The organism is Protofrankia sp. CiP1_Cm_nod4 (genome assembly GCF_982290645.1).
The window spans coordinates 1-15,726 of the sequence record NZ_CEVIVC010000081.1 but is presented as its reverse complement, the minus strand read 5'-3'; the positions used below and the strand labels follow the sequence as shown (position 1 = coordinate 15,726).

The window sequence follows — 15,726 nt, the reverse complement described above, 5'->3', positions numbered from 1 at the left end:
CGTCGTCGCGCGCGGTCGGTGCCCGCTCCGTCCGGAAGTCGGGGCGCGGGCCGCCGCCCGCCGGGATGCCCGTCGGTAGTTCCCCGGTCTGGCCGCCGGTGACGGTGGGCTGGGAATAGGCGGCCGGCGGGGGAGCCTGCCGGCCGAACGGGAGCGTGTCGGGAGCGGGCACGACCGGTGCGCTGTCCGTGGTGATCCGGTCTGTCGGCCCGGGCGGGGCCGCTCCGGTCAGGTCGATGCCGCCGGTGCCCGGGGAGGCCGGGCCCACCGGATCCAGGTGCGCCGAACTGGTGCCGCTGGTGCCGCCGGCGAGGTCCAGGTAGGTCGCGCCGGTGCCCGGGCCGGAGGGGGTCCCCGCGCCCGGTCCCCGGGGGATCTCGTAGCTGCCGGTAGAGGGGTCGCTGTGGAAGGGTGGCGGATCGGCGTTCGGCTGGCGAGCCGTGGTTCTGGAGATCTCCAGCGGACCGGTGCCGGCGCCGAAGCCACCACCGGCCTCCAGCCGCTCCACTCCGAACTCGTCGAGGCCGGTGAACCGCTCGTCCGTAGCGGTGTGGCCCGCGCCGTTCCCGTTCCCGTTCCCGTTCATGCCCGGTACGGGCAGGGGGGGCGGCGCTCCGGGGCCGTTGCGCGAACCGGGCGGATGCGGGTCGTCGCCTTTTGGCAGGGTGTCCCTGTCGACGAACACGCGGTCGTTGGAGCCGCCCCGTGACATGCCGTTCGCCAGGGACGTCGCGTCGAGCCCCGCGTGGCCGTTGGACAGCGCCGGTGACAGGCCGTTGTCGAGCGTCGACCGACCGGCCGGGGAACGGCCGGTGACCAGCGGTGCCGTGGGGCGCGCCGGTGTGCTCGGGGCTGTCTCGCCGGCGACGACCTTGGCTGGCAGCCGTACCACGGCGGTGATCCCACCGGAGGCCGATTCGCGCAGCTGGACGTGGATGGCGTGCCGGCCGGCCAGCCGGCCGACCGCGAACAGGCCCATCGTGCGGGACACCGACACGTCGATGACGGGTGGGTTGGCCAGCCGCTCGTTGATGCGCTCGAGCTCCTTGGCCGGCATCCCGATGCCGCGGTCCTCGATCTCGATCGTCGCTCCGGCGCCAGGCCCCAGGGAGCGGCTGGTGACCTGCACATCGGTCGCCGGCGGGGAGAAGGAGGTGGCGTTCTCCAACAGCTCGGCGATGAGGTGCACGACGTCGCTGACGGCGTTGCCGGTGATCGACACCCCGGCCGCCGCCGTCTGCTTGACCCTCGTGTACTGCTCGACCTCGGAGATCGCGGCGAGGACGACCTCGTTGAGCGGGACGGGGTGGGTCCACCTGCGGGCCGTGTCGGTGCCGGCGAGCACCAGCAGGCTCTCGTTGTTCCGGCGCATACGGGTCGCCAGGTGGTCGAGCTTGAACAGGTTGGAGAGCTGGTCCGGGTCCTGCTCCCGGTTCTCCAGGTCGTCGATGAGCCGCAGCTGCCGTTCGACCAGCCCCTGGCTTCGCCGGGACAGGTTGACGAACATGGCGTTGACGTTGTTCCGCAGCACGGCCTGTTCGGACGCGAGGCGGACGGCCTCCCGGTGCACCTCGTCGAACGCGCGGGCGACTTCGCCGATCTCCTCGTCGGTGTTGATACCGACTGGTTCGATCTCGGTGTCGATGTCCTGGTCGGTGGAGTCGCGCAGCCGGCGGACCGACTCGGGCAGCCGGCGGCCGGCGACGTCCAGCGCGGCCGCGCGCAGCCCGAGCAGGGGGCGTACCAGGGAGCGGGCGACGATCATCGCGGCGAGCATGGCGGTCGTCAGGATGAGGACGATGAGCAGACCGGACAGCAGCGCTCGGCGCTGGATACCCGACCGCAGCGTGTCGACGCGGTTCTCGGTGTCGTTGTACAGGGAATCGATGATCTTGGCGTTGAGGTTCATCGTGCCCTGGGCCGACTGCAGCCACTTCAGGTCCTCGAGCGCGAGCGGCTGCCCGACCCGTCCTGTCAGGACGTTCTGCACCTCGTTGCTGGTCTCCGAGACGTCCGGGCCGACGAGCGTCTCCCGGTACACCCTGGCCTGCTCCGGGCTGGCCGCCGCCTCGAAACGGGAGATCTGGCTTTCGCGTTCCGTGTTCAGACCGACGAACAGCCGGTAGTCACCGCTGTCGAAGCGGCCCTGCTGGTTGATGCCGTGGATGAGGGACTGCTGGGCGGACAGGCGTTCCCACGCGCGGATGGCGGCGTCGAGGGTCTCCACGCCGGCGTTCAGCGTGGCGTCGTCCTGGCCCTGCGGGATGAGCGGCACCAGGCTGAGCAGGCTGTCGATCATCCCGGTGTAGGCCACCTGGACGGAGTTCGACGAAGCCAGGGTCAGCGCGGTCGCGCGCACGTTGGCCCGGTGCGACAGCCGGTCCGCGATCGACTGGAGCACTGTCCGGGTCTGCTCGGTGAACGCGTCCTGCTGGCCCCGGACGTTCTGCTCGTACTGCCGGGCCGCCTCGTCGACCTGCGCCTGCACCGTTCTGACGCGCTCGGGGACGCGGGAGCCCGGCTGCGGCGTGCCGCGTGAGGCGACATAACCGACCGTATAGGTACGCTCCTGCTCCAGCGCGGACACCAACGCCGTGGCGGCGCGGCTTATCCTCACCATGTCCTGGGCGCGGTTGACGTCCCGGGTACTGGTCAGCACGCTGTTGGCGCCCATCGCGGCGTTGACCAGAATCGCGACGATCGGGACCGCGAGGATCGCGATCAGCTTGGTACGGACCCGCCAGTTCGCCGGCGCGCTGAGCAGTGCTCTTACGTGTCGTATGCCGCCTGGGCCCCGTGATGTGATGGCTGGGGCGTCGACCTGAGACCCGCCGTCATCAGCGGACCGCTCCGGCTCCTGCGGTGTGACCTCGCCCGCCGGGGGAGCGTCGATGCCCGTGCCGGCTATCGGTTGTCTGCGCACGTACCTTCGCAACCTCTCCGCCAGCCTCCCGGAACAATGACGTACCGGGATGGCCCGGTATCGGGCCCGGATGTCCCTCGATAGGCACCATAGCGGTATGGCCGGCCATCCCGACACGCGCCTGCCCTAAACTAGATGTCCGCTTCCGATCCTTCCGTCCGGCCCGTTCCAGGGCCGTCCGCTGGCATGCCCGCGGCCTGGACGCGGTCTGGACGCGGTCTGCCCGAGGCCTGCCCGAGGCCTGCCCGAGGCCTGGACGAGGCCTGGACGAGGCCTGGACGGCTGGGCCGCCGGTTGCGCTGTCGCGCAGGTGCTTTTCCGGCTGCCGCGCCGGGCGTCGCGTCCGTCCTTCACGGGTCTGCCGCCTTCTCGGCCGGCCTGGCCGTTCTTCGCGATCCTGGCCCTCGGTGGGCCTGGCGTCTTCTCCGTAGGCTTGGCGTCGTGGACACCGCCATCTCGAAGCCGGCCGCCTCGACACCGGCCGCGGGCCCGACCGGCAACGGCCGAGGGGACGACGCGCCGGCCGCCCCCGGCCTCGCGTCCCCGGCCACCGACGCGTCCGCGGCCACCGACGCGTCCGGAGTCTCCCGCCCGGCTCACGACACGGTTCTGGTCGTCGACTTCGGCGCTCAGTACGCCCAGCTCATCGCCAGGCGGGTGCGGGAGTGCCACGTCTACTCGGAGATCGTGCCCTGGGACATCTCGGTCGCGGAGATCCTCGCCCGGCGTCCCGCCGCGGTGATCCTCTCGGGCGGGCCGAAGTCGGTCTACTCGCCGGGCGCCCCGGAGGTGGACCCCGCGCTCTTCCGTGCCGGGGTGCCGGTGCTGGGCATCTGCTACGGCCACCAGGTGATGGCGCACGCGCTGGCCGGGACGGTGGCCCGCACGGGCGTCGCGGAGTACGGCGCGACCCGCCTGACCGTCACCGCCGGCGGTGTCCTGTTCGCGGACCTGCCCACCACCCAGCAGGTGTGGATGTCCCACGGCGACTCGGTGACGGCGGCGCCGCCGGGGTTTGTGGTCACCGCGTCGACGCCGTCGACCCCGGTCGCGGCCTTCGAGGACGTCGCGCGCGGGCTGTTCGGCGTGCAGTTCCACCCGGAGGTGGTGCACAGCGACCGCGGCCTGGACGTCCTGCGGCGTTTCCTGTTCGCCGGCGCCGGCTGCCGGCCCAACTGGACGATGGTCAACATCGCGGACGAGGCGGTCGCGGCGGTCCGGGCCCAGCTCGGCGACGCGCGCGCGATCTGCGGGCTGTCCGGCGGGGTGGACTCGGCGGTGGCCGCGGCGGTCGTCCACCGCGCCGTGGGCGACAGGCTGACCTGCGTGTTCGTCGATCACGGCCTGCTGCGCGCGGGCGAGGCGGAGCAGGTGGAGAAGGACTTCGTCGCCTCGACCGGGGTCGAACTGGTGCACGTCAAGGCCGCCGACCGGTTCGCCGCGGCGCTCGCCGGCGTCAGCGACCCGGAGCGTAAGCGCAAGATAATCGGACGGGAGTTCATCCGGGTGTTCGAGGCCGCCGCCCGCGAGCTGGAGGCTCAGGCCGAGGCGGAGGGCTCCCGGATCGAGTTCCTGGTGCAGGGCACCTTGTATCCGGACGTCATCGAGTCCGGCTCGCCGACCGCGGCGAAGATCAAATCGCATCACAACGTCGGCGGGCTCCCCGAGGATCTGCAGTTCTCCCTGGTGGAGCCGTTGCGCACCCTGTTCAAGGACGAGGTGCGCCGGCTCGGCGAGGAACTCGGGCTGCCGGAGGAGATCGTCTGGCGGCAGCCCTTCCCGGGGCCTGGCCTGGCTGTCCGGATCATCGGTGAGGTCACCCCGCAGCGGCTGGCGACGCTGCGGGCCGCGGACGCGATCGTCCGCGGGGAGATCCGCCGGGCCGGGCTGGACCGCGAGATCTGGCAGGTGTTCGCGGTACTGCTGGCGGACGTCCGCTCGGTGGGGGTCCAGGGGGACGAGCGCACCTACGGGCATCCGGTCGTGCTGCGCGCGGTCACCAGCGAGGACGCGATGACCGCCGACTGGGCCCGGCTGCCCTACGACCTGCTCGAACGCATCTCGAACCGGGTGGTCAACGAGGTCGAGCAGGTCAACCGGGTGGTGTACGACATCACCTCGAAGCCTCCCGGCACCATCGAGTGGGAGTGACCCGGGCCGCGGCGGCCCGGCGCACCCGGCGCACCCGGCGTACGCAGGGAAGAAAGAAAAGGAAAAGAAGATGCGGTGCGACAAAGAAGAGCGGTGCGGCCGGACGTCACGCGGCGGGGATGCGCAGGGGCCCGGCGGCCAGAGCGCGGACACGGCCGGCGGTGACCGGGTCGATGTTGCCGCCGGAGAGGACCACCGCGGTCGGGCCCTGCGCGAGCTCGGGGTGACGCAGCAGCGCCGCCGTCCCCGCGGCCCCGGCGGGCTCCACCGTCTGGCCGTCGGCGCGCAGCAGCGCCGCCATCGCCTCCCACAGCGCGTCCTCGTCGACCGTGATCACATCGTCCACCAGGGCGGTGGCGAGCGCCAGGGTCAGGCTGCCCGGGGTCCGCACGGCTATGCCGTCGGCGATGGTGGCCGCCGGGACGCACACCGGCCGGCCGGCGCGCCAGGACAGGGCGAAGGCGGGCGCGCCCGCGGCCTGGACGCCGATCACCCGCACGTCGCGCCGCCGCTGTCTGATCGCCGCCGCTATCCCGCTGATCAGGCCGCCGCCACCGATACCCACCAGGACGGTCCGCAGGCCGGGGACCTGCTCGGTGAGCTCGAGCCCGATCGTGCCCTGCCCGGCGATCACGACCGGATCGTCGAAGGGATGCACCAGCAGCCCGCCGTGCCCGCGCGCGGTGGACTCGGCGGCCAGCAGGGCGGCGTCGATCCCGCCATGGACGTGCTCGACCCGCGCGCCGAGGCGGCGGGTGCGCGCGACCTTGACCGGGCTCGCACCGGCCGGGACGAAGATCGTGGCTGGGACGCCGAAGTGGGCCGCCGCGTACGCGACGCCCTGGGCGTGGTTGCCGGCGCTGGCGGCGACCACCCCCCTGGCCCGGACGGCGGGGTCGGCGAGCGCGATCCGGGCGAAGGCGCCGCGTAGCTTGAACGACGCGGTGCGTTGTTCATTCTCGCACTTCAGCCACACCGGCACGCCGGTCAGCCGGGACAGGTGAGCGCTGGGCGTGACCCTGGTCCGCCGGAGCACCGGCGCGAGGACGACCGCGGCTGTGGCGACGTCGATCGTGTCGCGGTCGACGGCCACCGTGTCTCGGTTCGTCGTGCCGCGGTTCGTCGTGCCGCGGTTCATGGTCTCGAGGGCCCGCGTGCCGTTAGCGCCGTCGGCGCCGTCCGTGGACGCCGCGGGCGCGCCGGATCTGGGTGGGACGTCGGTGTCGTCCGTACCGGCGCGGCCTGTCTCCCCGGTGGCGCGTGCCGTACCAGCGGCGCTACCAGCGGCGTCGGTCCCGCTCGTCCTGCCGGAGGTCTCTCCGGTGCTCTCTGTTCTCCCGCCGGTGGTACGTGTCGGGTTCTCGGTCGGTTGGCGCATCGTCGTGCTCCCGGTAGCTCGGCGGCCACCTCCGACGTGACCGCGGCAACAAAAAAAGCCCCCCGCCGAACTGGCAGGAGGGCGAGGCGCGCGGACCCGTCGGTGTCGCTCCGAAAGCACGTCGGGCTGAAAAGCCCGTCCGCGAGAGCAAGGTCGCGCGCCTAATTAATGATCATAATGTGCTGCGGCACCTTTTTATTTTGCTCTTGGGCGCTGGTGGTCGTCAAACCCGCCGGCCCGCCCGCGTGCCAGACGCCCGTCACACCCGGTGGCGGGACGGCGGCTACCGGTGGTGCGCACTATGAAGCGGGCTGTAGCGTGAACCGTGCTGTGGGTCGCCGAGCCACAGCACGGCGTGGTGTGGGTGTGACAGCCTGAACCGGGACGCCGGGTCGTGACGCGCACCGGGGCCTCGTAGGGTGAGAACCATGTACCGCCGTCGGACGAGCCGGGCGTCGAACGTATGATCGGAACCCTATGAGCGCGCTTCCCGGTGGCCCGTACCCCGACTTCGGCCCGTACTCGGGCTTCGGCCCGTACCCCGGCTTCGACGACGTCGCTGACGACCGGGACGAGCCGGCGTCGCCAACGGCTCCGGGTGTGCCGGGCGCTCGTCCCGCCACGCCCCGGCTCGCTCCCGACGCGCTGCTCGACGGCCTGAACCCGCAGCAGCGGGCGGCGGTCGTCCACACGGGCTCGCCGCTGCTCGTCGTCGCGGGCGCGGGCTCCGGCAAGACGCGGGTGCTGGCGAACCGGATCGCCTACCTGCTCGCCGCCCGCGGGGCCCGGGCCGGCGAGATCCTGGCGATCACGTTCACCAACAAGGCCGCGAACGAGATGAAGGAGCGGGTCGCCGCGCTCGTCGGCACCCGCACCCGGGCGATGTGGGTGAGCACCTTTCATTCCGCCTGCGTGCGCATCCTGCGGTCGCACGCCAAGCGCATCGGGTTCACCAGCAGCTTCTCGATCTACGACGCGGCGGATGCCCAGCGCCTGGTCACGCTGGTCGCGCGCGACCTGGACATCGACCCGAAGCGCTACCCGGCGCGCGCGCTCGCCACCGGGATCAGCAACCTGAAGAACGAGCTGGTCGACTGGGAGACCGCCATGAGCCGGGCGACCGGCCATGCCGAACGTGCCGTCGCCGAGGTCTACGGGCTCTACCAGCGCCGGCTGGCCGAGTCGAACGCGTTCGACTTCGACGACCTGATCATGACGACGGTGAACCTGCTGCAGGCGTTCCCGGACGTCGCCGAGCACTACCGACGCCGGTTCCGGCACGTCCTCATCGACGAGTACCAGGACACCAACCACGCCCAGTACGTCCTGGTGCGGGAACTGGTGGGGCAGGCGCCCCGGCTGACCGTCGACGGCGAGCCGGTACGGCCGGCTCCGGTGCCGCCGGGCTCCGACGCCGACGCCGACGGGCCCGCGGTGGGGCCGGCCGAGCTGTGCGTGGTCGGCGACGCCGACCAGTCGATCTACGCCTTCCGGGGCGCGAACATCCGCAACATCGTCGAGTTCGAGCAGGACTACCCCGACGCCACCGTGATCCTGCTGGAGCAGAACTACCGGTCCACGCAGACGATCCTGTCCGCGGCGAACGCGGTGATAGCCCGTAACGCCCGGCGCAAGCCCAAGCGGCTGTGGTCGGACGCCGGGGACGGCGAGAAGATCGTCGGCTATGTCGCGGACAGCGAGCACGGCGAGGCCGCCTTCGTCGCCGCCGAGGTCGACCGGCTCTCCGACGCCGAGCTGGCGCGTCCCGGCGAGGTCGCCGTCTTCTACCGCACCAACGCCCAGAGCCGGGTCTTTGAAGAGATCTTCATCCGGGTCGGCCTGCCCTACCGGGTGATCGGCGGGGTGCGCTTCTACGAGCGCCGTGAGGTCCGGGACCTGCTCGCCTACCTGCGGGTACTGGTGAACCCGGCGGACACGGTGAACCTGCGGCGCATCCTCAACGTGCCCAGGCGGGGGATCGGCGAGCGGGCCGAGGCGATGCTCGCCGCCTTCGCCGAACGTGAGCGCGTCCCCTTCGCCGACGCCCTGAACCGGGTGGACGAGGTCCCGGGCCTGGCCGCCCGGTCGGCGAACGCGGTCCGTGGTTTCGCCGCTCTGCTCGCCGAGCTGCGCACGGCCGTGGCCGACGGCCCGGTCGCGGCGCTGGAGACGGTGCTGGAGCGGACCGGTTACCTCACCGAACTGGCCGCCGCGGACGCCCTCGAGGCCGAGGGGCGGGCGGAGAACCTCCAGGAGCTGGCCAACGTCGCCCGGGAGTTCAGCGAGCAGTTCCCGCAGGGCTCGCTCGCGGACTTCCTCGAGCAGGTCTCCCTGGTCGCCGACGCCGACCAGGTGCCCGGCCCCGAGGATGGCGAGGGCGGCGCGGACGGCGCGGGCGGTGCCGCCGGGGCCGTCACCCTGATGACGCTGCACAGCGCCAAGGGGCTGGAGTTCCCGGTGGTCTTCCTCACCGGGCTGGAGGACGGTGTCTTCCCGCACCTGCGCACGCTCGGCGACTCCACCGAGCTCGAGGAGGAACGCAGGCTCGCCTACGTCGGCATCACCCGGGCGCGTGTCCGGCTGTACCTGACCCGGGCGGAGGTCCGCAGCGCCTGGGGCCAGCCGGCGTACAACCCGCCGTCGCGGTTCCTCGAGGAGGTACCGGCCGAGCTGGTCGGCTGGCAGGGGAACACCCAGCCGGCGTCGGCCGCCGCCCACCCGCGGACGAGCGCGTGGGGCTCGGCGCCCGCGGGGCCGTCCGGCGCGCGGGTCGGCGGGCTGCCGGGGCGCCGGCCCGCGCCGGCCCCCCGCCCGATTCCCGACCTGTCCCTGGGGGACCGGGTCAACCACGACACCTTCGGGCTCGGTCAGGTCGTCGCGGTGGCCGGCGCGGGGGACAACCGCGAGGTGAGCATCGACTTCGGCGAGGGAACCGGGACCAAACGCCTGCTCCTGCGCTATGCCCCCGTCGAGAAGCTGTGAGCGTCCCGCGCACCCGCGTTCGGCAGGCCCGACGGGCGGCTGGCCCGTACTGACATCCGCTGCCGCTGCCGCTGCCTGATGGCCGGCTATCCGTTACCGATGCCCGCCGGACGTTGGTGGCATCGGCACGGCACGGCACGGCCGGTGGAAGAGCGGCCGGCGGTAGCCGCTGGTTGAAGGCCGGTAACTGCTGGTCGAAGGCTGGTAGCCGATGCTGGGAGAACGGTGGCGGTCAGTAGGAGACGTTGTGCCTGGCGAGCCACGCGAGCGGGTCGATCTTGGTGCCGTTCTGGCCGCCCAGCCGGACCTCGAAGTGCAGGTGCGGCCCGGTGGAGAAGCCGGTCGACCCCTCCAGGCCCACCTGCTGGCCGGTGGCGACCTGCTGGCCGACCCGGACGCTGATCCGGGACAGGTGGGCGTAGCAGGTGACCACGTTGTTCGCGTGCTGGATCTGGACGAAGTTGCCGTAGCCGGACTCCCACCCCGCGTAGATGATGATGCCGCCGTGGGCGGCGACGACCGGGGTCCCCATCGGCGCGCCGAGGTCGATACCGGGGTGGCCGTTCGCGCCGCCGAAATGCTGGGTGAGCCTGGCCTGTATCGGGCTGACCCAGCGCAGTTCCTCCTGCTGGCGCGCGCTCTCCGTGGCCGTGGTCCGCTGCTGGAGGAGCAGGATGGACAGCTGGGCCAGCGCCTCGTCCCGGTCGACACGGTCGGCCTGGGCCTGGCGTCGCGCGGCGTCGTCGCGTTGCTGCCCGAGCAGGGCGGGGTCGCTCAGCCTGTCGGTGGCGGCGTCCGCCACGCCGCCGGACGCGGGGTCGGCGACCGTCCCGGCGGTGCGCAGGCCGGGAATGACCACCGGCTCGGAGTGCGCGATACCGGTTGTGTTGATCATAACGATGCCGAGGGTGGAGACCACGGCGGTGGCGATGCCGGTACGGCGGATCTGCGCTGCCAAGGCCGCCCGGCGGGCGGAACCGGACGGGCCGCCGTGGCCCGTGGCCCTGCCCTGACCGCGATGCCGCCCTGAGTTACGGGCTGGGGGCTGCGACAACCCGAACTCACGCTCCCGTTGCTCGACAGAACTTCTGCCGCGCCCCGGCATGCCCTGTCACGGCGTGTTACGGCACGGCATGTCGTGGCACGGCAGGAGAAAAAGCCTGCAAACCGGGTTGAACGCTACACCGTCCCAAAACGGGCTTTAGCACCACCCCCACCCACGGTGGGCGCGACGTATGAAGCGGTGTAATTATTGCCTTTTCATCATTATGAGTGACGAAGATTTCGATCATCTTGGAAGTCGCCGGCCGCTGGACGGCCGTCCGCCCATGACGCGCGGTCGGGACGAGCATCACGCAGGGATCTCGGGGCCGTAGCCGGCACCTCCGCCTCGGCTCCTGCCGCCATCTCGGCTCCTGCCGCCATCTCGGCCTCTGCCACCATCTCCACTCCTGCCTCCGCCGGCCCCTCCTCGCCGCCGAGGCCGGTGCGTCCGGTGTCAGGGCCGGTGCGTCCGCTGGCCGGGGCGGTGTACTCGACGTCGTCCAGATGCGCGAGCGTGGTCGCGATCCGATGGACGACGTCGATGTTGAACGGCAGCGAGTGGTGGCCGACGCCGGGAACCCGCAGGTTACGGACGGTCAGGTCCGGATGGCGGATGAGCGCCGCCTCGGTCGGACGGATGATCGTGTCCAGGTCCCCGGAGAAGGCCACGAACCGGGTCCGGCAGTTCGGCGCGGGCTCGGCCAGCTCGCGGACCACGTCCGAGCCCGGGACGAGCTGGCGCAGCAGGGTGTACGGCACCATCGGGGGCAGCAGCCGGGCCAGGCGGGTGCCCTCGTGCGGTGTGCCCAGCGTCACCAGGGTGTGCACACGGGCGTCGCCGTCGAGTTTCTGCACGTAGTAGCGGGCGACCAGGCCGCCGAGGGAGTGCCCGACGATGTGTATGCGCGGGTAGCCCGTCTGCTCGCACATCGTCTCGACCACCGCGGCCAGCTTGCGGGCCGCCGTCGGGACGTCCGCGGTGAACAGCGGCAGGTTCACGGTGGCGACCCGTCCGAAGCCTCGCCGGCGCAGCGACCGGCGCAGCCGAGTGAAGATCGACCTGTTGTCGATCAGGCCATGGACCAGCAGGATCGGTGTGCCCGCGGCTTCGATGTCGCCGACGAGCAGCCCGCGCCGCAGCGGGGAGAGGCCGTCGAGGGTGTAGCGGTCGGCCGGTTCGCGTAGCCGTTCCGAGACGGCCCCGATCGGGTAAAAGGCGATATGGGTCGCCAGCCAGGTGGCCTCCGTGGCCATGCCGCGGATCGCCCCCGGTGTCTCAAGCAGGCCGCGGGTCACGCGTGTGCCGCGACGGGCCACGGATGCGCTCACCGATCTGGTGGCTCTGCCTGCCGCCGCCCCCGCCGGCCCCAGTTGACGCTTTCCGATTGCCCTGCTCCCGTCCGTGCTCGGACAGTTGTCCGAAGAACCAGCTGGCCGCACGAACTGGCCGGCCGAAGGCAACGCGATCATCGGCCTGCTCGCGCGGCCGTGGGTCCGGGTCTCCCGCGCGGGGAAGGACCCGGGAACGGCACGATACTCGCAGGCACGAAGCCCCCGGACGTTGCCCGGATGCCGCGGCCGGCCAGGCCTGGCCCGGTAGGCCGTCGACCGCGCGGGCGGCGCCCAGCCGGCCGGCATCCACCGGGGATGGCCCGGCCGGTGCGCGCCAGACGGGCCGTAGCGCGGCCCGGGAGGCATCCGCTGGGAACCGCCATGACGTCTACCATTACTGAGAGTATAAAAAAAGCGGGTGGATGTCGACTGTTGGTTTCTCGCCGTGACCGCCGGCCGGTACGGCGGCGGCTGTGATCCCGTCGGGCAACAGCGTGCTTCCGCCGGTGCGTCCGGCTAGGGTCTACGGAGAGATCGGGCCACGGAACGCCATGTACGGGGCACCGCGTCAGGGAGGCGACGTCCCGGCCGGATGGTGTCAGGAAACGCAAGGAGGCCGCGTGAGCGGAACCGGTGAACGTATCCGGGTGGTGGTCGCCAAACCTGGTCTTGACGGCCACGACCGCGGCGCCAAGGTTATTGCGCGGGCACTGCGGGACGCGGGCATGGAGGTCGTCTACACCGGTCTGCACCAGACGCCCGAGCAGATTGTCGAGACCGCTATCCAGGAGGACGCAGACTGTATCGGCCTGTCGGTGCTCTCGGGCGCGCACATGACCCTTTTCGCGCGCCTGATGGATTTGCTGCGGGAGCGCGGCGCCACCGACATCGTGGTGACCGGTGGCGGGATCATACCGGATGCTGACATTCCGCAGCTGAAGGCACTCGGTGTCGCCGAGATATTCACGCCCGGAGCGACCACGGGCGAAATCGTCGAATGGATCCGGTCGAGTGTGGCCGCGGCCCACACGCCCGGTCCCAGGGCGGTTTCCGCGGGCTGAGAGTCTTCCGGGCGCCTTCCCGGGTGCCTTCCGGGGCCACCGGTTTCCGCCTCCCGGGCCGCCGGCTTGCCGGCCCGCTCGAGTGGCCGGGGCCGCCCGCCGAGGGCCGGTTGCCTGCCGAGGGCCGGTCGCCGGTCGCGGGCAGGCGGACGGCCCGGGACGGAAGGCCGCTCGGGCGCACGGGCCGCGACCGGGCTCCGCCCGGCCGGCCGGGCGGCGTACGTCGGCGCCGAGGTCCGCATAGGTGCGTGGATCCACCTGGGCCGGGAGTTCGAGAGATCGTTCACAGGGCGGGCCCGAGGGTCCCCATGGGTGCGCGAGGCCCCAGGGGTGTGGGCCCCGGCGGCCGGGCAGGCATCCGGGACGCCACGAGGCTGGCCCGTCGTCGTGTCCGTCCCAGCCGGGCCGGGCGAGGCGCCGGCACGTCGTACCAGCCGTGCCCGCCGGCTCCGTCGGCCGGCCCCGTCCAGCAGTTCCGTCCAGCAGTTCCGCCGACTGGCCGTATCCGCCGGCCGTGTTCTCGTCACCGGTCCGCCGGGCATGCGCAGATGCGGGCATGTGGGCATGTGGAGATGGTTGTGACCGTTGTTTGTCCGCCGCCGTCCATCCGCCGTTGTTGTGACATCGGGTGTCACAGGTGCCGGTAGTTGTTCCGCCGTTCCGGCCCGGCCGGCGGTGTACGGCTTGTGGCCGGATCCGGGTGTGCAGTGAGCGAGGTAACGCGGCCGTCGCCGTAGCGGGCGCCGAGATCGTGCCGGGTTCGATCGGAATAGTGGGTATTGCGATCACTGTGATCGCGGTGTCGACCACCACAAAAGCAGGCGTCCGGCACCGGATCCGGGTGATGATGGTGGCTGGCTCCGGGCATACGAGACCGGCCGCCGCGGCAGGAGCAGTCTCCACCGGGACGGGCGTCTTCAGTAGGCTCGGGCCGGCTTCCCTTTTCTTCGAACTTACGAACGTTCGGCCCTGACCACCGATCTCATATCCGACTGGACGGACTGTGGATCTCTTCGAGTATCAGGCGAAGAAGCTGTTCGCCGACCACGGCGTGCCTGTGCCCAGCGGCAAGGTCGCCACGACCCCCGACGAGGCACGCGGCATCGCAACTGATCTTGGTGGGCGTGTCGTCGTCAAAGCGCAGGTCAAGACCGGCGGCCGCGGCAAGGCCGGTGGCGTGAAGGTCGCCGACGGCCCGGACGACGCCACCGCCAAGGCATCGGCAATCCTCGGGATGGACATCAAGGGCCACACGGTCCACGCGGTCCTCGTGGAGCAGGCGAGCGACATCGCCGAGGAGTACTACGCCTCCTTCCTGCTCGACCGGGCGAACCGGACCTTCCTCGCCATGTGCTCCCGCGAGGGCGGGGTGGAGATCGAGGAGGTCGCCGCGACCAAGCCGGAGGCGCTCGCCCGCATCCCGATCGACCCGCTGGTCGGGGTCGACGCCACCGTCGCCCGCCAGATCGCGGTGGCGGCGAAGCTGCCGGAGGCCGCCCTCGACGGTGCCACCGAGCTGCTGGTGAAGCTGTGGGAGGTCTTCGTCCGCGCCGACGCCACCCTGGTGGAGGTCAACCCGCTGATCCTCACCGGCGACGGCCGCGTGGTCGCGCTGGACGGCAAGGTCAGCCTGGACGAGAACGCCTCCTTCCGCCACCCCGGCCACGCCGCGTTCGTGGACGTAGCCGCGGTGGACCCGCTGGAGCAGCGGGCCAAGGAGAAGGACCTCAACTACGTCAAGCTCTCCGGGCAGGTCGGCATCATCGGTAATGGTGCCGGTCTGGTCATGTCGACCCTCGACGTGGTGACATACGCCGGTGAGGAGTTCGGCGGGCAGCGCCCGGCCAACTTCCTCGACATCGGCGGCGGGGCGTCCGCGGAGGTGATGGCGGACGGTCTGTCGATCATTCTGAGCGACCCGGCGGTCAAGAGCGTGTTCGTGAACATCTTCGGCGGGATCACCGCCTGTGACGCCGTGGCCAACGGCATCGTGCAGGCGCTGAAGATCGTCGGTGACATCACCACCCCGCTGGTCGTGCGGCTCGACGGCAACAACGCCGAGGAGGGCCGGCGGATCCTCCGCGAGGCCAACCTCGACGTGGTCAAGCCGGTGGACACCATGGACGGCGCGGCGCGGCTCGCCGCCGAGCTCGCCGCGGCCGCGGCCGCGGCCTGAGCGGACGGGAAGAGGCTTCCGACAATGGCAATCTGGCTGGACGAGACGTCCAAGATCCTGGTTCAGGGCATCACCGGCTCCGAGGGGCGCAAGCACACCGCCCGGATGCTGCGCGCCGGCTCGAAGATCGTCGGCGGCACCAACCCGAAGAAGGCGGGCACCGAGGTCGAGGGTGTGCCGGTCTTCGCGACGGTGGCCGAGACGATCGAGAAGACCGGCGCCAACGTCTCTGTGGTGTACGTCCCGCCGGCCGGGACCAAGGCGGCCGCCATCGAGGCGATCGACGCGGGCATCCCGCTCGTGGTGGTCATCACCGAGGGCGTGCCGGTACACGACACCACCGAGTTCTGGGCGTACGCGAAGTCCAAGGGCAACGGCACGCGGATCATCGGGCCGAACTGCCCGGGCATCATCAGCCCGGGCCGGTCGAACGCGGGCATCATCCCGGCCGACATCACCCCGCAGGGCCGCATCGGCCTGGTCAGCAAGAGCGGCACCCTGACCTACCAGATGATGTACGAGCTGCGTGACTTCGGCTTCTCCACCGCTGTGGGCATCGGCGGTGACCCGGTCATCGGCACCACCCACATCGACGCGCTCGCCGCGTTCGAGGCCGACCCCGACACCGACGCGATCGTGATGATCGGTGAGATCGGTGGTGACGCCGAGGAGCGGGCCG

General features: G+C 71.6%; 9 protein-coding genes. 5 read left to right on the top strand and 4 right to left on the bottom strand.

Annotated elements, in window-relative coordinates:
- A partial coding sequence (locus tag AC5LSR_RS15665) for a sensor histidine kinase (protein WP_493468622.1) occupies positions 1–2,923 on the bottom strand: 2,923 nt, incomplete at its 3' end.
- A 609-nt stretch (positions 2,924–3,532) separates the two neighbouring features.
- On the opposite strand from AC5LSR_RS15665, the gene guaA reads away from it, so the two are divergent.
- Entirely contained in the window at positions 3,533–5,074 is a 1,542-nt protein-coding gene (guaA, locus tag AC5LSR_RS15660; RefSeq protein ID WP_250286067.1) for a glutamine-hydrolyzing GMP synthase, read from the top strand.
- Positions 5,075–5,180: 106 nt separating this feature from the next.
- On the opposite strand, the gene AC5LSR_RS15655 is transcribed toward guaA, so the two are convergent.
- Positions 5,181–6,452, bottom strand: coding sequence for a threonine/serine dehydratase family protein (locus AC5LSR_RS15655; RefSeq protein ID WP_250286065.1), 1,272 nt, complete (start codon positions 6,450–6,452; stop codon positions 5,181–5,183).
- A 477-nt stretch (positions 6,453–6,929) separates the two neighbouring features.
- Between AC5LSR_RS15655 and pcrA the strand changes: the two genes are divergently transcribed.
- Positions 6,930–9,434, top strand: a complete 2,505-nt coding sequence (gene pcrA / locus AC5LSR_RS15650; protein WP_493468621.1) for a DNA helicase PcrA — start codon at positions 6,930–6,932, stop codon at positions 9,432–9,434.
- Between the two features lie 232 nt (positions 9,435–9,666).
- On the opposite strand, the gene AC5LSR_RS15645 is transcribed toward pcrA, so the two are convergent.
- Positions 9,667–10,392 (bottom strand): M23 family metallopeptidase, encoded by a 726-nt coding sequence (locus tag AC5LSR_RS15645; protein WP_250287357.1) that lies wholly within the window; start codon positions 10,390–10,392, stop codon positions 9,667–9,669.
- A 308-nt stretch (positions 10,393–10,700) separates the two neighbouring features.
- The gene (locus AC5LSR_RS15640) at positions 10,701–11,732 is read right to left on the bottom strand and encodes an alpha/beta fold hydrolase (RefSeq protein ID WP_493468620.1); all 1,032 of its coding nucleotides are present in this window, start codon (positions 11,730–11,732) and stop codon (positions 10,701–10,703) included.
- A 698-nt stretch (positions 11,733–12,430) separates the two neighbouring features.
- Between AC5LSR_RS15640 and AC5LSR_RS15635 the strand changes: the two genes are divergently transcribed.
- The 3 genes from AC5LSR_RS15635 to AC5LSR_RS15625 form a co-directional block, all read left to right on the top strand.
- Positions 12,431–12,871 (top strand): cobalamin B12-binding domain-containing protein, encoded by a 441-nt coding sequence (locus AC5LSR_RS15635; RefSeq protein WP_250287361.1) that lies wholly within the window; start codon positions 12,431–12,433, stop codon positions 12,869–12,871.
- 1,003 nt (positions 12,872–13,874) lie between these two features.
- Entirely contained in the window at positions 13,875–15,047 is a 1,173-nt protein-coding gene (gene sucC, locus AC5LSR_RS15630) for an ADP-forming succinate--CoA ligase subunit beta (RefSeq protein ID WP_250287268.1), read from the top strand.
- A 24-nt stretch (positions 15,048–15,071) separates the two neighbouring features.
- On the top strand, positions 15,072–15,726 hold a 655-nt coding region (locus tag AC5LSR_RS15625; RefSeq protein ID WP_493468619.1), incomplete at its 3' end, for a CoA-binding protein.

Coding starts and splice junctions, on each gene's coding strand:
- AC5LSR_RS15640 (WP_493468620.1), bottom strand. CDS start 11,732: ATGGCCACGGAGGCCACCTGGCTGGCGACCCATATCGCCTTTTACCCG.
- pcrA (WP_493468621.1), top strand. CDS start 6,930: ATGAGCGCGCTTCCCGGTGGCCCGTACCCCGACTTCGGCCCGTACTCG.
- AC5LSR_RS15655 (WP_250286065.1), bottom strand. CDS start 6,452: ATGCGCCAACCGACCGAGAACCCGACACGTACCACCGGCGGGAGAACA.